Source organism: Planomicrobium sp. YIM 101495 (assembly GCF_009707665.1).
GTDB lineage: Bacteria > Bacillota > Bacilli > Bacillales_A > Planococcaceae > Planococcus.
Genome location: NZ_WLZW01000004.1, coordinates 197,280 through 219,991, shown reverse-complemented (window position 1 = coordinate 219,991; position 22,712 = coordinate 197,280). Strand labels below are relative to the sequence as shown.

General features: G+C 47.1%; 15 protein-coding genes and 2 riboswitches. All 15 genes read right to left on the bottom strand.

Features of this window, described 5'->3' with window-relative positions:
• Window positions 1–325: 325 nt before the first annotated feature.
• A complete protein-coding gene (locus GIW82_RS13420; protein WP_154750450.1) occupies window positions 326–1,660 on the bottom strand; it encodes an NCS2 family permease in 1,335 nt (444 codons plus the stop codon).
• Between the two features lie 103 nt (window positions 1,661–1,763).
• Window positions 1,764–1,865, bottom strand: a riboswitch (purine riboswitch).
• A 118-nt stretch (window positions 1,866–1,983) separates the two neighbouring features.
• A complete protein-coding gene (gene lepB, locus GIW82_RS13415) occupies window positions 1,984–2,553 on the bottom strand; it encodes a signal peptidase I (protein ID WP_154750449.1) in 570 nt (189 codons plus the stop codon).
• A gap of 147 nt (window positions 2,554–2,700) precedes the next feature.
• Window positions 2,701–4,254, bottom strand: coding sequence for a glutamine-hydrolyzing GMP synthase (gene guaA / locus GIW82_RS13410; RefSeq protein WP_154750448.1), 1,554 nt, complete (start codon window positions 4,252–4,254; stop codon window positions 2,701–2,703).
• A 112-nt stretch (window positions 4,255–4,366) separates the two neighbouring features.
• A riboswitch (purine riboswitch) is annotated at window positions 4,367–4,468 on the bottom strand.
• A 32-nt stretch (window positions 4,469–4,500) separates the two neighbouring features.
• Window positions 4,501–6,684: a transglutaminase TgpA family protein gene (locus GIW82_RS13405; RefSeq protein WP_370456240.1), complete on the bottom strand. Its 2,184-nt coding sequence runs from the start codon at window positions 6,682–6,684 to the stop codon at window positions 4,501–4,503.
• Window positions 6,681–7,892, bottom strand: a complete 1,212-nt coding sequence (locus tag GIW82_RS13400; protein WP_154750447.1) for a DUF58 domain-containing protein — start codon at window positions 7,890–7,892, stop codon at window positions 6,681–6,683. The genes GIW82_RS13405 and GIW82_RS13400 overlap by 4 nt, the downstream gene beginning before the upstream one ends.
• The gene (locus tag GIW82_RS13395) at window positions 7,889–8,839 is read right to left on the bottom strand and encodes an AAA family ATPase (protein WP_154750446.1); all 951 of its coding nucleotides are present in this window, start codon (window positions 8,837–8,839) and stop codon (window positions 7,889–7,891) included. Before GIW82_RS13395 ends, GIW82_RS13400 begins: the two co-directional genes overlap by 4 nt.
• A 105-nt stretch (window positions 8,840–8,944) precedes the next feature.
• Window positions 8,945–9,097, bottom strand: a complete 153-nt coding sequence (locus GIW82_RS13390; protein ID WP_154750445.1) for a hypothetical protein — start codon at window positions 9,095–9,097, stop codon at window positions 8,945–8,947.
• 206 nt (window positions 9,098–9,303) lie between these two features.
• On the bottom strand, window positions 9,304–10,131 hold the full coding sequence (gene nadE / locus GIW82_RS13385; protein WP_154750444.1) for an ammonia-dependent NAD(+) synthetase: 828 nt from the start codon (window positions 10,129–10,131) through the stop codon (window positions 9,304–9,306).
• Window positions 10,132–10,144: 13 nt separating this feature from the next.
• The gene (locus tag GIW82_RS13380) at window positions 10,145–11,614 is read right to left on the bottom strand and encodes a nicotinate phosphoribosyltransferase (protein WP_154750443.1); all 1,470 of its coding nucleotides are present in this window, start codon (window positions 11,612–11,614) and stop codon (window positions 10,145–10,147) included.
• 668 nt (window positions 11,615–12,282) lie between these two features.
• Window positions 12,283–14,703, bottom strand: coding sequence for a DEAD/DEAH box helicase family protein (locus GIW82_RS13375; protein ID WP_154750442.1), 2,421 nt, complete (start codon window positions 14,701–14,703; stop codon window positions 12,283–12,285).
• Entirely contained in the window at window positions 14,696–15,022 is a 327-nt protein-coding gene (locus GIW82_RS13370) for a nucleoside triphosphate pyrophosphohydrolase (RefSeq protein WP_154750441.1), read from the bottom strand. Before GIW82_RS13370 ends, GIW82_RS13375 begins: the two co-directional genes overlap by 8 nt.
• Window positions 15,023–15,095: 73 nt before the next feature.
• Entirely contained in the window at window positions 15,096–17,993 is a 2,898-nt protein-coding gene (locus tag GIW82_RS13365; RefSeq protein ID WP_154750440.1) for a DEAD/DEAH box helicase, read from the bottom strand.
• A gap of 21 nt (window positions 17,994–18,014) precedes the next feature.
• Window positions 18,015–18,428 (bottom strand): (deoxy)nucleoside triphosphate pyrophosphohydrolase, encoded by a 414-nt coding sequence (locus tag GIW82_RS13360; protein WP_370456242.1) that lies wholly within the window; start codon window positions 18,426–18,428, stop codon window positions 18,015–18,017.
• A 27-nt stretch (window positions 18,429–18,455) separates the two neighbouring features.
• The gene (locus tag GIW82_RS13355; RefSeq protein WP_154750439.1) at window positions 18,456–19,481 is read right to left on the bottom strand and encodes an McrC family protein; all 1,026 of its coding nucleotides are present in this window, start codon (window positions 19,479–19,481) and stop codon (window positions 18,456–18,458) included.
• Between the two features lies 1 nt (window position 19,482).
• On the bottom strand, window positions 19,483–22,443 hold the full coding sequence (locus GIW82_RS13350; RefSeq protein ID WP_195914060.1) for an AAA family ATPase: 2,961 nt from the start codon (window positions 22,441–22,443) through the stop codon (window positions 19,483–19,485).
• Window positions 22,444–22,712 lie beyond the last annotated feature (269 nt).

Below are 22,712 nucleotides of genomic sequence, written 5' to 3'. Positions count from 1 at the left end.
GAGGCTGATCAGTAACTATTTCATCAACGTTTTGCTGTTCAGTTTTCAAGGTTCATGTTGTTTCGTTTTTGCCACCTCGTTTGGCGACTTGACTAATATATCATGCTCTAAAATAAGAGTCAACACTTTTGGCGAAGTTTTATAGTCCTTTCATTATAACAGAAAATTCACTCTTTTGTATTACATTCCTGTTACAAGTTTCGAGTTTCTAAATCTCTCCCCGATTTCGGGTTTCTTCTATAATAGGACGACTTCTCGCCTCCGACTTTCCCGAGAACGCAAAAAGCTGCCGGCGTAATTGCTGGCAGCTTTTTGCTCAAAATATTTAGGCTAGGAAAATGAAATACAGGATGAAGATAACGAACAGGCCGTACATGATCGGATGAATCTCTTTTCGTTTTCCTGCGACTAGCATGGTAATCGGATAGAACACAAAGCCGATTGCGATTCCTGTCGCGATGCTGTAGCCGAGCGGCATGGCGATCATTGTCAGGAAAGCGGGTACTGCGATTTCCATCTGCCCCCAGTTGATTTTCCCCAGTGCTGAAACCATCAATACACCGACGATGATCAGTGCTGGTGCAGTTACTGCACTTGTGATGACTTCGAGCAGCGGGTAAAACAGGATGGCAACCAAGAACAGTGCGCCTGTTACGACCGCCGCGAATCCGGAGCGGGCTCCAGCTGCAACCCCTGCAGTCGATTCGATGTAAGAAGTTGTTGTCGATGTTCCGAAGATTGCTCCAGCTACAGTCGCAAGTGAGTCAGCGAATAACGCTTTCCCTGCACGTGGCAGCTTGCCATCTTTGATCAAGTTCGCTTGGTTCGCTACCGCTACGAGCGTTCCTGCTGTATCGAAGAAGTCAACGAACAGGAATGTCAGGACGACGACAAGGAATTGAATCGTCAAGAGCGAGCCTGGATCGTTGAAGATCGGTTCGAATGCCACACCGAACGTCGGTGCCATGCTCGGGATGTTCCCGACGATTGCGCTTGGCAGGTCAACGATCGAGAAGATCATACCGACAACCGCTGCAATCAACATACCGAAGAAAATTCCACCTTTGATGCCGCGCACCATGAAGATGACTGTAATGAACAAACCGAAGATTGCCAGCAACGTGGACGGGTTCGTCAAATCACCGAGGCCGACCATCGTATCCGGGTTGCCGACGATGATTTCTGCGTTTTGAAGCCCGATGAATGTGATATAAAGTCCGATTCCGGCACCAACTGCATATTTCAGTTGTTCCGGGATCGCGTTGATGATTGTCTCACGCAAGCCAGTCAATGTCAGAAGGATAAAGATAAGTCCTGAGAAAAGGATACCTGTCAAAGCTGTCTGCCAAGGAATGCCGTAAGTCAAAATAACCGTGTAAGCGAAGAATGCGTTAAGCCCCATGCCTGGTGCCAGTGCGATCGGGTACTTTCCGATAAAGCCCATCGCGAAACACCCGACGGCCGCAGCCAGGGCAGTTGCCATGAATACTGCGCCGTAGTCCATGCGCATGCTGTCCGGCAAACCTTCCACCGATGACAGAGAGAGTGTCAGCGGGTTGACGACCAAAATGTAGGCCATCGCCAAGAATGTAGTCAGGCCGCCGATAAACTCGCGGCGATAGTTCGTTCCCAGTTCATCAAACTGAAAATAGTTTTTCATTTCCGTCGTTCCTCCGATTGCCGTCGTATAAAGGCCAAATAAAAAACGTATACAGCAAAATGCCGTATACGCGTGATTTATCCTCCACCTAAGGAGGTCCTGCCCCAAAAGCAGACTAAATCGTAGTCGAGTCTTTTACGGTGACTCGGTAGAAACTTTCGGGCCATATCCCCGACGTTATACGACAACGTTATTTAATTTCAATTTCAATATAACATGAGAAATTGAAAGAAACAACCCGAAACACGAACATTCTTCTTTTTAAACAGAGGTAAGTTCGTAAAAAAGACAAACAAGCTTAACTTTTTACAATGTTTCTCCCCTCATTCAATGATTTTCAAGTGGGGCACTGGCAGAAAGATGACATCCGCCGTCCCGACGATCCGGGAAGCTTCGACGAATCCGACAAGTGGATCCCGGCTATCCGTGCTTTTCCGGCGGTTATCACCCAGCACAAAGTAATGTCCTTCCGGCACTGCCAATTCGCCCAACTTCTCTTCCAGCGTAAAGTTTCCAGTCAAGGTTCTTTTGCCGTCCAGCGCCTCTTTGTAGTCGTCGAGATAATTTTCCTCGTATTTCTTTCCGTTAATGAATAGCGCATCGTTGTCATAAACAATGCGGTCGCCAGGCAAACCGATGATACGCTTGATGTATTTCGTCTCTTCATCCACATCGAATACCACCACATCGAAGCGGTCATATTCTGTCAGTCTTGGCCCGATTTTGTTCACGACGACCATATCGCCGTTTTCCAGCGTCGGCATCATAGAGGCGCCTTCGACGACAATCGATGCGAAGAGGAAATAGCGGATTCCAGCCGCCAGCAGCAGTGCAATCCCGATCGCTTTAGCCCATTCCCACACTTCATTTTTCCCTTCGATTTCCTTATCCATTCCCACATCCCCTTCGTTCCAGCCCTGCCCTTTTCTCAAGTTAGTTGACGAGTGACCCACGGCCGAGGTTCCAAATTTCAGCGGGCAAAAAAACCCCCTTCTTCCGATACTCGGATGAAGGGGATTCCTCTTGATCGCTAAATTAAATTATTCCCACTCAATTGTCGCTGGTGGCTTGCTCGTGATATCATACAGCACGCGGTTGATGTGGTCCACTTCGTTGACGATGCGGACGGAGATTTTCTCCAGCACATCCCACGGGATGCGTGCCCAGTCGGAAGTCATGCCATCGATCGATGTCACGGCACGGATGCCGATCGCGTAGTCGTATGTACGGGCATCACCCATCACACCGACCGAACGGATGTCCGGAAGCACCGTGAAGTATTGCCATACGTCGCGCTCAAGACCGGCCTTGCGGATTTCGTCACGCAAAATCCAATCCGATTCGCGGACGATTTCCAGTTTCTCTTCTGTTACTGCGCCCATTATGCGGATACCAAGACCCGGACCTGGGAACGGCTGGCGCCAAACGATTTCATCCGGCATGCCAAGCTCTGTGCCGAGTGCACGCACTTCGTCTTTGAACAGCGTGTTCAGCGGTTCGATCAATTCGAACTGCATATCTTCCGGAAGTCCGCCGACGTTGTGGTGCGATTTGATTGTTTGTGCTGTTGCTGTACCGCTTTCGATGATGTCTGTGTAAAGCGTTCCCTGCGCAAGGAAGTCCATGCCTTCAAGCTTCGCCGCTTCGTCATCGAAGACGTAGATGAATTCGTTGCCGATGATTTTACGTTTTTGTTCAGGATCCGATACACCGTCAAGCTTTTTCATGAAGCGCTCGCGTGCATCGATTTTGATCATGTTCATTTTGAAGTCTTTCGCGAATGTTTCCATAACACTTTCTGCTTCGCCTTTACGCAGCAGGCCGTGGTCAACGAACATACATGTCAACTGGTCGCCGATCGCTTTGTGGATCAAGACCGCAACGACTGAAGAGTCAACGCCGCCGCTCAATGCGCACAAAACTTTCTTGTCGCCCACTTGCGCGCGGATCTTCTGTACTTCAAGTTCGATGAAGCTTTCCATCGTCCAGTCCGCTTCCACTTCGCAGACATCCAGGACGAATTGCTTCAATAGTTCCGTGCCGTGAATCGAGTGGCGAACTTCCGGGTGGAACTGAACGCCGTAGAATTTACGCTCTTCATCAGCCATCGCTGCGATCGGGCAGCTTTCGCTCGTGCCGATCACTTCGAAGCCAGGCGGTGTTGCCGTAACAAGATCTCCGTGGCTCATCCAGACGATCTGCTCTGTCGGAAGCTCGCGGAATATCCCGCTTTCCTTCAGCAGTTTCAATTCCGCTTTGCCGTACTCGCGGTTCTTCGCCTTCTCGACGCCTCCGCCAAGTTTCAGCGCCATCAGCTGCATGCCGTAGCATATCCCGAAGATCGGCAAGCCGAGGTCAAAGATCGCTTCGTCGACTGAAAACGCACCAGCGTCGTAAACCGAGTTCGGTCCGCCGGAGAAGATGATTCCGACTGCATTCATGTCCGTCACTTCCTGCGCCGTGATCGTGTGCGGGTGCAATTCACTGTAAACACCGAGTTCACGGATGCGACGCGTGATCAATTGGTTGTACTGGCTGCCAAAATCCAAAACGATAATTTTCTTCTGTTCTTTCAACAATGGGCTTGCTGACATATTATCCACCTCTTCGATTCGTTTCAGGCTATAAATAACAAAAGAACGCGAAAAAAGCCTCCTCGCGTTCTTTTGCTCTACCTCCAAAAAAGGTGGAAAACAGCACAAATAAACATGCCGTATCCACCTTCATAGTCAAGTCATTTCCGGTAACTTGGTAGAGACATCCGATCCATATTATCGGACATATATGAGGGAACCTGGTTCATTCAATTTCCCTCATTGTACAATTTGCGACGTTCAAAATCAACCTCTAGTCCGATTGATTAAATTTTCCCAACTTTCCCTTAGCTCTTCCCATTCTTCGGAAGAAACCTTGCCACCGTATACGAGTGCTTCATACGCTTTCGTCAGGCGGCTCATGTCTTGTGTGCCGAACGATGAATCAACGTACGATGCATACGAGCGGAGCGTTTCACCCTGCTTTCTCCGGATACCGTAGCGGTCCAGCTGTTTTAGAAGACGCCTATACGCTTTCTCGAACGAGTCCGACTCGCCTTTTTTCCTCCGGTAATACGGGATGAGTACTTTCGGCAACCATTTACGGCGCTGCCAGAACAACAAGAGCGCGATCACTAACAAAATGACCGGAACCAAGAGCAATTTCCCTTTATGCTTGTCGACGAATGCTGCAAGTGCCTCGCCGAAGCTGTCGTCTTCACTAGCCGATCCCGTATCTCCTTCTTCAGGAAGTGGCGGCTCGACTTCCGGACGTTCCGGAACTTCCGGCGTATCTGGCTCGGTCGTGTCGACATCCAAGTCGAAGTCGATATCCGACCCGCCGTCAAAGCCGATCGTCGGTTCGAAGACCATCCAGCCGACACCAGGCATATACGCTTCCACCCACGAGTGGGCGTTGTTGTTCGTGATCTGGTAAAGGTCGCTGCCTGCAGCAATCTCTTCCCCTTCATTAAAGCCCTTGACCCAGCGTGCCGGAATGTCGAGCGAGCGCAGCATGACGACCATCGAAGTCGAGAAGTTATCACAATACCCGCGCTTCGTCTCGAATAGGAATTGATCGACGTAATCTTGATTATCATCCGGCATCGGGATGTCCGTCTGGCTATATTCAAAGCCGTTCGAGCCGAAGTAGCGTTCGATCGCTGCGGTCATATCGTAGACACTGCCGGCATCCGCCGTAATCTCGTTTGCTAACTCACGGACGCGCTCCGGCAAATCGGACGGCAACTGCTTGTACCGGTCGAACTCGAGCGACAATCCCGCCAAGTCTTCCCGTGTCGTCGCGCGCAAGGCACTCAAGCTGAATGCCGGTTCGCTGTATGCCGCCGCGTAATCCGTCGGTTCCAGCGCTTCCCCGTTCCGGAACGTTTCGATGCGCTGATCTGCCGCATTATATTCATAACTTGCGCCTTCGTCCATCGCCAGCGACTCCAGACCATACGGATACAGTGCGAACGGGAAGCTTTGCTGCATGGAAACTGCTGCCCGGTCTGCATCTTCTTCAGGACCGACTTCGAAATCGGTCGCGAGCGTTTCCCCATCCGTATAGACGGTCACTGCTTCCGCTTCACCTGACATTTCCCAGCCTTTGCCGGTATATGTATCACGTGATTCGACTTTCCAGTATTGTCCGTCCGTGACTTCCGCCGTAAAGACAGGGCTGTCATCCCCGACGAACGAGCCGCCGAGCTGACTGTCATCGACACCGTAACCGATCCGCCCGACGCCATTGCCAGCCGTTCCGCTGCCGCCCTGCCCTGAATATGAAACGATGTACGGTACAGGGTCCGGCCAGACCGGTCCTGCTTTCGGCAAATACATTGCCGTGATGGCCGCAATACCGACCATGACGACGAGTGGTCCGATGAAGAACAGCGCCTTCTCGCTATTGACCGAAAAGCCGTGGCGGCGCGACCACCTTGCCAAGTGCAGCAGTCCGGCAAGCACCAGACCAATGACCATGACGCGGATGATCGCCGCATTTCCCGGGTACGTCGTGAACGTATCGAGCACCGCGATGTAAATGACGGTAAGTGCGTAGAATAGGAAAATGCTCGAACGGAACCCGACCCAGTAATGAAGGAGATAAACCGCCATCCAAAGAAGGACGAAGAACAGGATGGTCCGGAAAATATCCGTCGTGCCGTTCCAATTTTGATCGGCAAGCGCACTGAAATTCTTTCTGAAATCTTCCGTAAGCGTCATCCAGAGCCCTTCCCCGAAGAACGAATTCTCAAGGAAGATGTAGCCGACCGCCCATAACATATAGAGGACCTTCAGCGGACCTGAAATCCACCACGGGCATTTCAAATAGGATAGGAGCAACCCCGCTCCGATAAAGACAAGGAAAACGGTGCGGTGCCCTGTCGATGTCAATTCAATGACGGGTGATAGCCACTCGGCGAGCAGGAAAAACGCCAAAAGGTAAAGAATCGCCATGAACAGCGGTTGTTTGGAGATGGAATTCACGGGTGGTTCACCTCCTTGAAGACGCCGGCGAATTCTTCTTGCCGGACCGTTTTGACGATCATGCCCCGCGCACTTGCGGTCTCGTGGACGGCACGTTCTTCCGCCGTCAATACTTCGCCCGCTTCCATCACAACGAAACAAACGCACGTCCGGCGCTGGCCGTTGCCGCGCATGACCGCAGAAGCCATTTCATCAGTCAGACGCGCTGTCACATACAAGACAAGCGGCGGCTGCAGCTGCTGCAGGCGCCGGCTCACTTCTTCCGCCCGGAGCTCCATTGCATCGGGCTGGACTTTCGCGAGATGCGTCAGCACTTGCTGATATTCTCCTTCTGTTCGGATGTTCGGGAAATAATCCACCGAACGGCCGGCAGACAGGTAGACGAGTCCTGAATTCGAACGGACAACGGAACGGAGCAATGACGCTACAAGCTCCACTTGCAGCTCGAACTTGTCCGACTGCGCACGGTCATCGAGCAGTACCAAGTCTTGTGATTGGCGTGCTTCGAATTCCTTCGTCTGCATCGTCTGTGTACGCGCGAACGATTTCCAGTGGATCCATGACACCCGGTCGCCCGGCTGGTAGTCGCGGATGCCTGAAGCCATTGTCGTATCTTTGACGAATGTAAAAGGAGCCGCCGATGCACCTTGATCGTAGCGGACATCGATTGGCTGGTATGGAATTTCTGTGATGCGTGGGTAGACAAGGACTTTTTGGGGAAGCGGAACTTCACGTGACTTCCGAACCCATCCGAAGAAATCTGCTGTCTCAATCTCGATGCCTTCGAGTATGTATTCCCCGCGCGGCATGTTGTCGCGCTTGAATGTCCATTCCGCTTGTTTCCGGAAGCCGAGCAAGACCATCTTGCGATCACGGCCGGCGCCTGCTTTTAATAAGGCATCGTCGGCTTGTTCCGATAAGACTGTGTAGAGGAGCGGAAACGGGAAGACCCGGCTGAGCCGGATTGTCGAGTTGAGCGAATCCCCTCTCCGGAGCTGCGCGGACTCGACTTCGCGCTCCCACTTCATCGACTTGAGCGGATACAGCGCCAACAATAGTGAGTAGAGGACGAACGGCAGAATCATATAGAAGATGAACCAGCTGACGAAGCCTCCCTGGAACATCGCGAATGAAAAGGCCCCGAGCAAAATGACCGTTACGAACACGAGCTGCCCCCACCTTTTCAGTGCGGTGATGAGACGCTTCATTGTTCCACGAGCCTCTGCACCGGAACTTTCGTGCGGATCACGATCCGTTCGATGATTTCTTCCGCGGTGATGCCTTCGTAGCGCGCTTCCGGCCGCATGATGATGCGGTGGCTGAATACCGGAATGACAAGGTGCTGCACATCGTCCGGAATGACGTAATCACGCCCTTGCAGCATGGCATACGCTTGGGATGCACGCATCAAAGCAATCGAGCCACGCGGACTCGCACCTAAGTAAACGTACGATTCGTTTCGCGTCCGTCCTGCCAGCTCAACGATGTAGCTGCGGATCGTCTCATCGACATGAACACTTTTCACTTCTTTTTGGAGTGCTTTCAATTCTTCGAGCGTCATAACGGAGGTTAGTTCTTCGATCGGTGCCGCTTGTTGCACGCGGCTCAACACTTCCATCTCCTCGCGCTCGGTTGGATAGCCCATCTTCACTTTGATGAGGAACCGGTCCAGTTGCGCTTCCGGCAGTGGATACGTGCCTTCGTACTCGATCGGGTTTTGAGTCGCCATGACGAAAAACGGTTTGGGAATCTGCATTGTCACGCCATCGACCGTGACTGAAGACTCTTCCATCGCTTCGAGTAACGCGGATTGTGTTTTCGGGGAAGTCCGGTTGATCTCATCGGCCAGTACGAGGTTGCCCATAATCGGGCCCGGCCGGAAGTTGAATTCCATCTCCTTCGGGTTGTAGATCGAGACGCCGACGACATCCGACGGCAATAAGTCCGGCGTGAACTGAATCCGCTTGAATTCCGCTCCGACCGACTTGGCGAGCGCGCGCACAAGCATGGTCTTGCCGACTCCCGGGACATCTTCGAGCAGTACGTGTCCTCCCGCAAGCATCGCGACGACACTCAGTTCGGCGACTTCGCGTTTGCCGATGATCACTTTTTCGATATTGTCGATTACATTTTTCAGCTGTTGTGTAGGGGTCATCGTCATTCCTCCAGGTGAAATTCCGTTCCTCAGACCTAGGGGCGGAATTGTCACAATATTGCTATAAGCATACAGAAAAAACCGCTAGAACTCAACTTTCAGCACTTAGTTTTGATGGGTCAGTTGGAGGTGGAAATAGCTGTCGGACGCTTGTCGCTCGGGAGAGGACTTCTCGAAGGAGTATGAGGTTCCGAGTGGTGCAATCGCTTGGTGCTCCGGACAGGACTCCCGGAAGAAGCTGAACTGCGGATCGCTCATCTTCTCCCTCCGCCCAGTCCATGCCGCTTCTGCGCTGGGGTGTAGGTGAATTAGGGAAGAGAGAATTTTTTAGTTCATTCTATTTTGGGCAACTGCATATTTCTTTGGGGCCACGCTTCGCTATACCCTTGGGTTCTAAACCAGCAGGAAACAAAGAGACAAAAAAGGACTGCCCCCAAGAATCTCGGGAACAGCCCACTTTATATTCATTTCCAAAAATCATCAAAGACCGTGACCGGCAGATGGCGCTTGTGCCGGGACTTCATGTAGTAGCCTTCCAGACGTTCCTGCGCTTCTTTCGGGATCGACTTGCCTTCGAGGTAATCGTCGATCATGTCATAGGTGATGCCGAGAGCGACTTCGTCCGGGATGGCCGGCTTGTCGTCTTCGAGGTCAGCCGTCGGGATCTTCAAATAAAGATGCTCCGGACAGCCGAGCTCCTTCAGCATCGCGCGTCCTTGCCGCTTGTTCAGTCGGAAAAGCGGCATGACGTCCGCCGCACCGTCGCCGAACTTCGTGTAGAAACCGGTGATCGCTTCCGCCGCATGATCCGTGCCGAGGACGACCGCGCTGTGCATCGCAGCTGCCGAGAACTGCGCCTTCATCCGTTCACGCGCTTTTTCGTTGCCTTTGGTAAAATCGGACAGCACAATGCCAGCAGCTTCCATCGCGCGGGCACTCGCGTCGACCGCGTCTTTAATATTGATCGTATAAACTTTCGTCGGCGCGATGAAGTCGATGGCATCCTGCGCATCCCCTTCGTCGAACTGCTCCCCGTACGGCAAGCGCAGTGCATAGAATCCGTAGTCGACGCCACCCGTTTCTTCATTCAATTCATCGACCGCCAGTTGCGCGAGCCTGCCCGCGAGCGTCGAATCCTGTCCGCCGGAAATGCCGAGGACGTACCCTTTCAAGAAGGGATGCCCTTTCAAGTAATCTTTCAGAAAATCGACCGTCCGGCGAATTTCCGCTTGCGGGTCGATCTCCGGCTGTACTTTCAATTCATCAATGATTTGCTGCTGCAATGAAGTCATGCAGAACTCCTCCTTATCGTCTGATTTTCAAATCTTGGATCGATTCTTTCACTTCTTCGATGTTGCGCATTTTGTTGTCCCAGCACTTCTGGCTGAGGTCGACCGGATATTCCTCCGGGTTAAGCGAGCGTTTGTACTCGTCCCATAACAAATCAAGATTGTCGTGCGCATACGACTGGATGTCCACCAGCGCCGGCGTTTCGTACATCACTTCGCCGCCTCGGATCACTTGCCGGTGAATGTTGACCGCTTCGAAATTCGTCACGAACTTCGAGACGAACGTGTGGACCGGGTGGAACATCTTCAGACGGTCTTCAGACGCCGGGTCCTCATCGTGCATCGCGATATAGTCCCCTTGTGATTTTCCGTTTTCCTTGTCGATGATGCGGTAAACGTTCTTCAGGCCGGGCGTCGTCACTTTCTCAGCGTTGCCCGAAATCTTGATCGTGTCCTCCATCTCGCCTTCGCTGTTCTCGATCGAGACGATCTTGTACACCGCGCCGAGTGCCGGCTGGTCATAGGCCGTGATCAGCTTCGTGCCGATCCCCCATGAATCCACTTGCGCGCCTTGCGCTTTCAAGTTCAGGATCGTGTATTCGTCAAGGTCGTTCGAAACGACGATCTTCGCATCCGGGAATCCAGCTTCATCGAGCATTTTCCGCGCGGCTTTTGATAGGAACGCAATGTCTCCGCTGTCCAGGCGGATCCCGATGAAGTTGATCTTGTCGCCGAGCTCTTTTGCGACACGGATCGCCGTCGGAACACCCGAGCGGAGCGTGTCGTACGTGTCGACGAGGAAGACGCAATCTTTGTGGCGTGCCGCATAGGCATGGAACGCCGCATACTCGTCGCGGTACGCTTGCACTAGTGAATGGGCGTGCGTCCCGGCAACCGGCAAGCCGAATAATTTCCCGGCGCGTACGTTACTTGTCGACTCGACCCCGCCGATGAATGCTGCACGTGCTCCCCATATTGCCGCGTCCATTTCCTGCGCACGGCGCGAACCGAACTCCATGACGGTTTCGTCTTTCGCCACTTGTTTGATACGACTCGCTTTTGTCGCGATGAGCGTTTGGTAATTAACGATGTTCAATAGCGCCGTCTCGATCAGCTGCGCTTCGATGAGCGGCGCTTCGATGCGGAGCAATGGCTCGTTCTGAAACACAAGCTCCCCTTCCACGACCGAATAGACATCTCCTGTGAACCGGACTTCCTTTAAGTACGTAAGGAAATCGTCACTGTACGCAAGCTCATCCCGCAAGTAGGCGATGTCGCTGTCGCTGAACCGGAAGTCTTCCAGGTACCGCAGCACCCGCTCCAATCCGGCAAAGATGGCGTAGCCGTTGCCGAATGGCAGCTTCCGGAAGAACAGCTCGAAGACGGCCTTGCGCTCATGGACCCCTTGTGCCCAGTAGGCTTCCGCCATGTTGATTTGGTAAAGATCCGTATGGAGGGTCAAACTGTCGTCACTGTACGTTGTCATATGAATTAAACTCCTTTTTGTCGAATGCAGTCGTTGCTGTCCATTATACACGAAATGTGTCGAACTTTAGTCATCGTCTTTCCCTCTCTCTTCCCTTTTCTCCCGAATCCTACACTTTGACTTGCATTCCGCGCTGTGGTATAGTTAGTAAGTTAACACAAACTGGTAACATTGCAACTCGATATCTGGCATTCTACGGAATGATTTTGTAGATACTTATTCACACTGGCGCGATTACAGGATCGCAAGGACGTAAAAGAAGGTAGGGTTTACGTCGTCTAGGTTAGAAACATCCAGTGGAATGATTGACCGCGGCATGGAAAACGATTCTTTTCTATAAATAAGATACCCCGAGTTTCTCGGGATGAACTTTATAAATCGGCAACTAATGTTACCTTAAACAAAACAGAGGGCTGTTCTCCTTAACGGGAGAATGGCCCTCTTCTAATTTTGTATGATTTATAAATCGGATATTCCGTAAAACAGCTCCGCGTCCAGTGGGCTTGCGCCGAGCTAACTCTGAATCGCTCCGCTCTCCAGAGTGGATCTCGGCACTGCGCTATCCCACAGGAGTCTCCGCTGTTTTACTTTATATCCTGTCATCATATTCTAATAAAACCCATTAGAAATATGACCATTAAATTTCTTCTATAAACAAGAAGAGAAACTTAATTACTTCGCTTCCCCTTCTTTTCAAAATGATCTTGCAATAGGTACTCTACAACTTCTTTTGTCCACTCATATATGAAGTGATTTTCTGATGGATCAATCTTCAAGTTTAATGAGAAAAGATCTTGTTCAAAAGTTACTAATCCTTTCTTCTCGTCTTCACTCCATTTAGTCATGGGCATGTCTGCGATATGTTTAGCAATAGCAGCCTCATTGTATTTATGAAATTTACGCGTCTTTTCATCATTGAAATCAAGATTTTTTCTATAGTCTTTCTCCATTAAATAGTGATGGAAGAAAGGAGCAACTTCTACTGGTGTGACTGGAGCCGTCCAGTTCGCTAGTCCTTTTGACAGCATGTATTTCAACACAACCATTTTGTAACTTTTATTCATCCTGGTTCTTTCTAATTCAAATAGCCAATCTTTATGATTTTGCCAGACAGCTTTTTCAACTTCATTCAATTCATTTGCATATACCAGCAGAGCAAACCAACTCTTAAATTGCTCCTTTACAATTCCTGAATTGATTTTGGCATGCAAATGAAATTCCAAGTAAGTCGGTCTTCTGCCCAATTCTCGCTTAAGCGCTCTAAATGCCATAACAGCAGTTTCTTTTCTCGGCGCCCGCTTTTTTCGGATTTCTTCAAGCAAATTGACGACCTGCAAATCCAAATTAAAATCACAGGACTCCGGTACAAGAGGCTCGATCGCTTTATTATATTTCCCATTGCCTGCCGCTGTATCGAAGACAGACAGCTTCAAGTCAGCATTCCGGTAGTTCCCAATGAAGTCGATAATCACACAATGCGTTTTTCCTTCTGCAATGCGCAAGCCCCGGCCAATTTGCTGGGTGTAGACGGTCAGCGATTCAGTTGGACGGATAAAAAGAAGCGTATCAACCTGCGGAATATCTACACCTTCATTAAAGAGGTCAACTGTGAAGATCACTTCCAGCTCGCCACTATCCAGGCGCGCTCTGGCGGTTCTTCTTGCATCTGCCGGCGTACCGCTGTGAAGCACAATAGAACGAATTCCATTCCGCACAAAGAAGTCGTTCATGAACACTGCTTGCTTGACTGAAGAACAAAAAGCGATCGTCCTCGTTTGTTTATGCGTTCTCCACTTCTCCAAAATCTTCTTCGCAAAGTCTTCCCGAAGCTGTACAGCAAGCAGCTCTTCTTCGTCATACCGCTTACCCAGCCAGCGAATCGCAGAATAATCTGTGTCGTCGTATACACCGTAATAATTAAACGGCGCGAGCCAATTGCGCTCGATCGCTTCAAGAAAATGAATCGAGATCGCGACGTTGCCGTTACATAGCGCATATACATCTTTATTGTCCATTCGATCAGGAGTTGCCGTGATGCCAAGCAAAAACTTCGGCGTGAAATGTTGGAGCAAGCGCTCATACGTCGGAGCGGCCGCATGATGAAATTCATCCACTACAATCAAATCAAAAGCGTCCGGCGCAAAACGGTCCAAATGAAATTGGCTGCCGAGCGTATAGATCGAAGCAAAAATGAAGTCTGCATCGACGTCTTTCTCATTCGCATTATAAAATGCAGCCGACCGATCCGGGTGTACATGCTCAAATGATTGCTTTGCCTGAATCAGAATTTCTTCCCGGTGTGCGACGAACAGCACCCGCTGAAACCGCTCAGCAAAAAAAGCAGCCAAATAAGTCTTACCGAGTCCCGTCGCAAGCACAACCATTGCGCGGTCGTATTCCGCTGCCATTGTCTCTTCCAAAGCAGCGAGGGCTTCCTCTTGTGCTGGACGCGGAACGAGATCACGTTGATACGGAGCGGCAGTTTCCGCAATCTCCTGCTGCTGCGACACCCCAAGTGTCAAATCTACTTCTTCCGCTTCCGACCAGGTCGGGCTGAATGGTCTCTTCAAGTTCGCCTTCTCGTGCATGGCTGTGTATTCAGCCAGTGTCTCTCCGTTCAATGGGATTGTCTGCTCCGCATAAAACAATTCGTGAAAATGCGTGACTGCTTCTTCGAACACTTCAGAGTCTACTGAAGTCGGCGCAATCAAGTTCCATTCGACTCCTCGCGTTAACGCGGAAGCGGAGAGATTCGATGAACCGACAATCAGATGCGAATGCTCACTTCCCCGGAACAAATAAGCCTTCGGGTGAAAAGAAGCTCCGCCGCTCCGCCATAGCCGGATCTCCGCTTCAGGCAATTCTGCGAGAAGAAGCCCCAGCGCTTCCGGCTGCGTGATGAACAAATAATCGCCGACGAGCAATTTCACCGGTACTCCTCTTTGCATCGCCTTTTTCAAAAACGGCACAACGAGCTTCACGCCAGACTTCATGGCAAACGCAGTCACCCAATGAACCTCAACCGCATCCTCCGAAAGCCTCTCCAGGTGCGTACGCAGCTGCGCGGTCACCAGTTCCAGCTTAGTCATCTTTAACCTCAATTAAATAAATGCGTTCAGCAAAGCCGCCACGCTTTTCAGCTTTCACCTTCCGAACTTCTTCAAGCTCTTCAACGCTTGCACCGTGAATCGTGGCAGCGGCATGAATCAACTCCAGCAAATCGGCAAGTTCTTCGACAGCCTCTTCATCGGAAGTTGCGGCGAGATATTCAGTGAGTTCTTCCTGCATTTTCTTTTTCAATTCAACTTTGTACTCTTCTTCATCAAGGATGCGTGTTGAGAAAGCTTTTCCTGTCGCTTCGATTACTTCAGGAATTCGGTCGCGGACTAATTTGTTATGGATTGGCATTGGAATTTCTCCTTCTTCTCGATTCATTACTCATAAGCAGTAATTGATAAAACTTTGATCTATACAAACGCCATTAAACCTCTTCACTTCCAATATAATAAAACAACTTACTCTCCACACTATTCTCCAACAACAAGTTCATATGCACTACAGGGATTGTTTTACCTTTTTTATCTTGCATTGTTGATTGCTCACCTGCTTGTTGGTCTGGAATAGCTTTCCCCAAGTAATAAAAGTCGCCACCCTCATCGTTGTCTTTCTTAATGAAGAGGTGAAGGTCGATGTTGTTCTGCTCTGCGTTGATGATCGTTTGCACTTCTGGCGACTGAAGTGTGCGGTTGCTGCGTGTTGACCATTTGAAAATTTCTTGGTTGATAAATTCTTCACTATAAGCGACGCTTGATTCGACTTCTTCATGCTTGTGGTAAGTGACGAAAATCGGACAGGTGCCATGCTTCGTTTTATATCCATACATAGTCGAACTTTCATCGTTATACCAATTTAATAAGCGGCACGCATCTTTACGTGTATATTTTTTATAGAGAGTAAGAGGCTCCTCACACGTATATTGCTTGCTTAATTCAAATGAACTCTCAATAAGATCGAGAACCATTGATTTAAATACTGGATTTGACTCCAAGCGATGTTTTAACTGTTCATGAAAACTAAAGTTACTCGCTTCGTCTGCAACGACTAAAGGCTTTCCACCATATTTCTTCTGCGAACTAATATTGTAGAAGCTTAAATCCAAAATGCGTTGAACAGATGCTAATGTTTCATTATCCACATAGCAACCATTCTCCGCTAAACATTCTCGATATTTCTCAAGAGATACACTAGGCTGTTTCATAAGCAAATCAAGCAAGAGAATTTCATGCTTCCGCTTGCCGTTAAGAATCTCCAGCGACAACATGGTGATCACTTGTTCTTCATATATAGAAAGAGCGGGCTCAATTTCTTTTAACTTCAGCAAGAAGCGATAGTAATTATTATATTTCTGTACGATAACTAACGGATCAATGGAATTATGCCGGATAAAATCCTGCAATTGCGGAACATGACCAATTCGATTTTTCAGTTCGATATAGGCATCTCGCAACAATTTCATATCTGACAAATTACTGCGCTTGATTGCGCTAAATACACGATTCTTTGCAATCGCTTCAAAGTTCACTGTAGAAATGCCTTTGATATAGCTCGTATCTTTCATACGTCGACGGATATTGTCTTTGTTTTGTGAGCGGTCACCAGACAATGCTACAGGAATGAGGTAATTGTTCTTGTAGTTCCCGATAAAGTCGATGATCGTTACGAATTCTTTTGAATTGTGCTTGCGTAAACCGCGACCTAATTGCTGAATGAAAATAATGCTCGATTGCGTTTGGCGCAGCATAACGACTTGATTGACGCTCGGTATATCGATACCTTCGTTAAAAATATCGACGGTCAAAATATAATCAAGCTGCTCACTTTCTAACAACTCAACTTGGCGGAGACGTTCTTCTTGCGAATGATCACCTGTCAGGGCCATTGTTCGCAAACCTCTTCGATTTAATTCCAACGACAGCTGCAAAGCTTCTTCTTTCCGGCTGCAGAACATTAGTCCTCGAACTTTATCGCCTGAGTGGCCGTAATAGTGAATCTTTTCGAGAATATGATCTACGCGCTCCTCGGTAACCAATTTCGCAAAAGCCGTAGCTTCATCGATCACACCTTCTTCGTACTCGACGTCCGTCACCCCGTAATAATGAAATGGGCACAACATATCTTCTTCCATCGCTTCTTGCAAGCGAATTTCATACGCAATATTGTAATCGAATAGCTCATAAATATTAAAATCATCCGTACGTTCCGGTGTCGCTGTCATGCCCATCAAAAACTTCGGCTTGAAATGCTCAATGACTTTCAGATAGGATTTCGCACCAGCTTTATGCACTTCGTCAATTAAAATATAATCAAACGCTTCCGGATTCAGTTGCTGTAGCGTCGAATCTTTTGAAATGGTCTGGATGGTTGCGAACAAATAACGTGCATCCGTTTGTCGGCTTGAACCAGAAAGAATACCGAAATCCTTTTCCATGCCTCCGAGAATTTGCATGAAATCTGATTTCGCTTTTTGCAGAATTTGTTCTCTATGTACAATAAATAGCATGCGTTTCGGCGCAAAACTTCGCACGTCAAAAGCAGATAAATAAGTCTTACCAGTTCCTGTCGCTGAAACCACCAATCCTCTATCATGCCCTGCTTCGCGCACCGCCTGTATTTCCTTCAATGCTACTCGTTGCATTTTATTAGGTTCGATCTCCAATGCTTCTGTGATCGAGTTTCGCTGGTAAGCTTCCGGCAATTCCGCAACTTTACTCGCTTCTCTCCTAAAATCGGTTGGCACATATGTTTTCTCGTACTCTTCAATCCACTCCGGCGTAAGAGCTTGCGATTCCGCCCAAACTTCTTCGAATTGGTTATTAAAATGATGGACCAAGTCTCCATTTTCATGCGAGCTCAACTTCACATTCCATTCGTAATTTACTTTAAGCGCTTGGGCAGTTAAATTGGAGCTCCCGACGATCAACGTTTGATGCGTCTTGTGTGAAAAAATATAGCCTTTTGAATGGAAGCCTTTCATTCCTGAAAGACGCACCTCAACATTTGTCAGCTTCAATAATTCTTTAAAGACTTTCGGTTGATTGAAATTCAAAAAGGTTGAAGTCAGAATGCGTCCTTTAATTCCTTTTTGATGTAAATCCAAAAAATGTGATTTCAACGTTGCCAAGCCACTTTCGGTAATGAACGCTACAGAAAAGATAAATGACTCGCAGTGTTCCAGTTCTTCTACAAGGGAATTTAACACATGCTCATTTGTTTTCGCATTATTAATAAGCAATGTTGGCTTATAGCGTTCACTGCTGGGCTTTGTCTGATCAACGAACCCTTTGTATAAAGAATCCTGTAAGTTCTGCAAAAAGTTCATGGTTCTCCCACCCATCACATTCTAATATGGCAGCTGCTCAACATTCTGCGCTAACTTTTCAATCGCTGGAATATCCGCTGGTGCCCATTCCAATTGTTCCAATTCCGCTGTCGTCAACCACTTGATGGCAATATGCTCCGTCAATACGGGTGTCCCTTTAATTAATTGGCAGTAAAAAGTCGTCAGATGTACAACGCCGAAATCGTATTCATATACCGTGTGCTCCACTTGCTCCCCAATTTCAATTTCACAATGCATCTCTTCTCGGATCTCTCTTTGCAAAGCTTGTTGTGGTGTTTCTTCCGGTTCTATTTTCCCTCCAGGAAATTCCCAAAGTCCTGGTAACGATTTCTCGAAACCCCGTTGCGCACAAAGAATTTTTCCGCTATCTGTGATGACTGCTCCTACTACGTGAATGTTTTTCTTCGACTCGATTTTTATTACCTCCTACAGTTATTACTATTAACTAATAACTTGCTTAAGCTTATGATAAATGTCTTTCCAAGATCCATCCAAATCCAAAGTCACCACTTCCATGGTCATCCGCTCATTCCATACATATTTTTCGTCAACAGCACTGCCATTAAACGGATAGATAAGAATCCCTCGTAAATTCAGCTCCTGCTCCTGATGCATCAAATACGTGAATAACTGATACATATTATCGCTGCGGAACGATAACTTTCCGTAATGAACTTGGAATATATCCTTGTAAAACTTAGCATCAACAATTATTTTTTCCGGCTTGTTCTTATGGGTTAAAGATACATCGGTCCGCATGCCTGGGAGAAATGCTTTCTTGCCTTCCAGTTTCCATTGCATTCCTTCTGCTTTTACACGGTAATCTTTCTGTTCAATTTTATAGAAGTTGAACAGAAACTTTTCAAAAATACCGTTTAGCGAGCGTTCATCTAGCTGAGCTGAGAACAAGCTCCAGTTACCATTTCTATGCGACAGTAGCGTCATTTCATGCAATAGAAGTGCAATCTGCAGCACCCGATTATAATGTACATTATGGCGGCCAAATGTCATTTGGGCAAAAGATGATTTGGTGATCGGAGGAGCCTCGACTTCTGGCATTAATTCCATGTACTTAAAACTATGCACTTTTGTTTCTTGCTTCACATATTGATTTAAAGTAATCGACTTCAAGGTAGATTTGATTAATTGATTCAGCCAGATATTCGCTGTGTATTCATCTTTCTCACAAACCACAATCGGTTTTTTTGAAATGATATAAGGCATTGACTCTTCCATTACCATCCGGCCGGCCAAACGATTAGTAGGTTCTGTTACCGCTACATAGTCTTTCGCCAAACCACGGCGATTCACTTTCTCTACTTCTTTTAAGAACTGTTTGCAGATAAAGTCATAAGTGATTAAGTCTTCATCTACGGCATTCATGCTGTTGATCAGTTCTGGCATATTGTCGGTGTAGCTTAAGAGGACGAAAAGGTTTCGGATCGGAACCTTAAAGAGTTCTTCCATACTATATATCCTCTGCCAGTTGCTCGACTATTTCAGGGCGGTCGAAAAAGTATTCTTGCAATAGAGGTAGAATCTCAAAACTCATGATCCCATCGAACCAATGATTTTCACTCATGTCCTCCGGCTTGGCTGAGAAGAATGAGTGTCCAATTGCGTAGCCGCTTCCGAGCTGATAATCATTAATGATTTCATGATTTAGCTTTTCGACTGTCTGTTGGATTTTGCTGACCATTTCAACAGTGACATTTTCTTTAATCATGTGCTGACGCCATTTTTCATCGAATACCGGTTCTAGTGTGACAAAAGCAAAACGACGGCGTAAAGCTACTTCAAGCTGTGCCAATGAACGGTCGGCTGTATTCATCGTACCAATCAAGTGGAGATTGCTAGGTACTGTAAATTTCTGTTTTGAATAGCCCATCGTAACAAATTCATCGCGCTTGTCACGCTCAATCAGCATGAATAATTCGCCGAAAATTTTCGATAGATTACCCCGGTTGATTTCATCTATAATAAAGTAATAATCTTCTTCAGGGTTGTTTAAAGCACGCTGGCAAAAATCATAGAAAACTCCGTATTGAAGAGAAAATCCGTTTTCTTTCGGACGGAATCCCATCACAAAATCTTCGTATGAATAATTCTGATGGAATTGCACCATTTCAACCCGGCTTTCATCTTTTGTACCCATGAGAGAGTATGCCAACCTTTTTGAAACAAACGTTTTCCCTACTCCAGGAGGACCTTGCAGGATGATGTTTTTCTTATATTTTAAAAGGCTTACGATCTTGTCATAAGTCTTCTCATCGATAAAGACTTCTTCAAGAAATGATTCTTTGGAATAGGACTCATAAATTTGCTGCTCCCCAATTGTTTCTCCAAGAGCTTCCTTTAAATTTGGTTTTAAGCGCCATAAGAAATGATTGCTCTCTTCATATTCGCCTTCAAACAACACGCACCAATAACAAACACTTCCGTCATCCCGGTGCACTTCTTCTAACTCTGTTTCTTCTTTTATTCTTTTTGCTAAATTGACTACGGGACTATTGAAAGAATTCCGGCTCATCCCTAATGCTTCACCTAATTGAGTTGCAGTTGCCTGTCCTCCCAACTCATACATTTTCGTCAAGTAAACCAAATCTTTTTCCTGAAAAATATTGCTGTCTGCTAACAGTTCAGACCATTTGTCTTTCGTGAGTTCATGTATAGGTTGGATCACTGGTGCAATCTCATTTTCTTTGCTAATAAATTCATCAAGAACATCGATAATTTTGTTGTGGAAATCTTCATAAGAAAAGATTTCTGCGTTCCTAACATGCGCAACACTTCTTTGCCCAGCTTCTGGATGTTCATCACCGTTGTGCAGGCCATATTCAATGCCTTGCGGATCGATGGCCACGAACAATTGTGGTGCTACGCGATGGTTTGCATGCTCCGCTTCATAAACAGCCAGCCAACAGCGTGACGTTCCAAATTGATTGTTCCAGCTATAGCCGTTCAATACTCTATCTTCAAATAATTTAAGGTCTTTCAACTCTTCAAATTGTCGGATCGCACGGTGTATTTTCGTGAGTTCTGTGTGGACTTTCTGCTTTTTGTCAAAATAGTATAGCTGGAAGAGAATCGAAAAATCACTCCAGGAGTTTAAAATTTTTGTATCGTACCTTTTACTGATCTCCTGTTTGATTCCTTCTATATCCTCAATGGACGCCATTCCGTCTTCCAATATCTTTTCAATAATTTTATGACGAATCAAATTCACTTTCTCCGTGTTCCGATATTGATCGCTAACCTTCTCCAATATTTCGGGATCCATATCTGCTATTGTTTGCAGCATCAATCCTTGATCTTTTTCAAACTGTCCGAGTTTTGTTGACAGATCGAATAAGTAATCCATCGCACTTTCTACTTTTATCTGGTCGTAAGTTGCAGCGCAATAAAAGAAATCTTGGATATCAAGCGCGGTAAGAGATGGATTTTCACGTTTGAAACGCTCTAAAGCCAGGTTGCAAATATAGCGGTAAACTTCATAATTTTTCCCTGCCACTCCCAGTTTAAAATCGATATCATAATCCGCTCTAATCGCAGTAAATACTTCTTGTTTATAAATTGGGTATTCTTTATAGTCTTTGGCAGCCAGTAAATAACCAAAAAGCGGCGCCCCAAGTGATATTTCCCCACTAAATACTTTACCTTCTTCTCTGAACTTTTCAATTCGTTCGCTAACCGGAGCTTCAGAGTTATAGAGCTCGTTAAGCAATTCTGCCACCCTTGCAGGTTTTGCTTCGGCAAACTTCACTAAGTCAGCCGTGTTGCTCCAGTGGACGAAGCTCCCGGCACTTGGATTTTCCTTCTGCAGCTTTTTGACAATATCAACTACAGTTAGACGGTTAATTTCTTGCCCTTTTAAAAACTCATTCAAACGGGAAAGCACTTCAATTTTATATGCCTCGTCGTAGAGCTTATTCTCTTTAAATTTTATGTATCTTCTATGCGCCATATCGATATAAGAGCTATCGAATAGTTTTTTTCTAATTTCGGAGTACTCGGTTTGAGAAGGCATGGCTTTTCCTTCTTTCAAATCTTCTTCGAAGTAAATTTCTGCCGCTTGTTCGAGGGTAGGGCGCAGAGCCCATATAAATCGATTGCGATCAGGTTGCCATTCGCCAAGGAATGGGATATGCCAAGTTCTATCTTTACCGTTATCTCGTTTTGGATACTCAACTTCTGGAAGGTATTGCATGATTCGTTTGCCCAGCCGGTCCACCTGCAGATTAATTGCTCCCCTACCTTTTAGTCCAATTGCATGTGCAATAGGTGTAGCATGCGGGCGACCGTCATATTGCATAATTGCCAAAATCATTTGCCTGTCTCTTTCTTGAAAGACTTCCTCGTTTCTAAGCATTTCTAACCACTGATCTTTTGTAATCTCGAGCGCTGTGTCGTATATAATTTGCTCAGCCAAAATCATCATCCTTTCGAATTTTTAGCAGCAATTTCACTCTAGAATGAATTGAGATATGTAAAGTGTGTAATTTTTTCTAATTCAGGTTGTCTATATTATACCTCTTATAAGCCAAATTTAATTGACAAATCTAAATATTCCCAAACAAGATCTTATTATCTTTACTGGAATTCATTTTTAGTTTTCTCTAACTCTTCTGTTCTCCCCTCTTCAAATATCTGTTCGAATTATATTAATGCATCAAAACTAAATTTCAATATAACAGTTTT

What these genes read in the sequence shown, in the direction of transcription:
- GIW82_RS13420 (WP_154750450.1), bottom strand. Translation starts at nt 1,660, where the DNA reads ATGAAAAACTATTTTCAGTTTGATGAACTGGGAACGAACTATCGCCGC.
- lepB (WP_154750449.1), bottom strand. Translation starts at nt 2,553, where the DNA reads ATGGATAAGGAAATCGAAGGGAAAAATGAAGTGTGGGAATGGGCTAAA.
- guaA (WP_154750448.1), bottom strand. Translation starts at nt 4,254, where the DNA reads ATGTCAGCAAGCCCATTGTTGAAAGAACAGAAGAAAATTATCGTTTTG.
- GIW82_RS13400 (WP_154750447.1), bottom strand. Translation starts at nt 7,892, where the DNA reads ATGAAGCGTCTCATCACCGCACTGAAAAGGTGGGGGCAGCTCGTGTTC.
- GIW82_RS13395 (WP_154750446.1), bottom strand. Translation starts at nt 8,839, where the DNA reads ATGACCCCTACACAACAGCTGAAAAATGTAATCGACAATATCGAAAAA.
- GIW82_RS13390 (WP_154750445.1), bottom strand. Translation starts at nt 9,097, where the DNA reads ATGAGCGATCCGCAGTTCAGCTTCTTCCGGGAGTCCTGTCCGGAGCAC.
- nadE (WP_154750444.1), bottom strand. Translation starts at nt 10,131, where the DNA reads ATGACTTCATTGCAGCAGCAAATCATTGATGAATTGAAAGTACAGCCG.
- GIW82_RS13380 (WP_154750443.1), bottom strand. Translation starts at nt 11,614, where the DNA reads ATGACAACGTACAGTGACGACAGTTTGACCCTCCATACGGATCTTTAC.
- GIW82_RS13375 (WP_154750442.1), bottom strand. Translation starts at nt 14,703, where the DNA reads ATGACTAAGCTGGAACTGGTGACCGCGCAGCTGCGTACGCACCTGGAG.
- GIW82_RS13370 (WP_154750441.1), bottom strand. Translation starts at nt 15,022, where the DNA reads ATGCCAATCCATAACAAATTAGTCCGCGACCGAATTCCTGAAGTAATC.
- GIW82_RS13365 (WP_154750440.1), bottom strand. Translation starts at nt 17,993, where the DNA reads ATGAACTTTTTGCAGAACTTACAGGATTCTTTATACAAAGGGTTCGTT.
- GIW82_RS13355 (WP_154750439.1), bottom strand. Translation starts at nt 19,481, where the DNA reads ATGGAAGAACTCTTTAAGGTTCCGATCCGAAACCTTTTCGTCCTCTTA.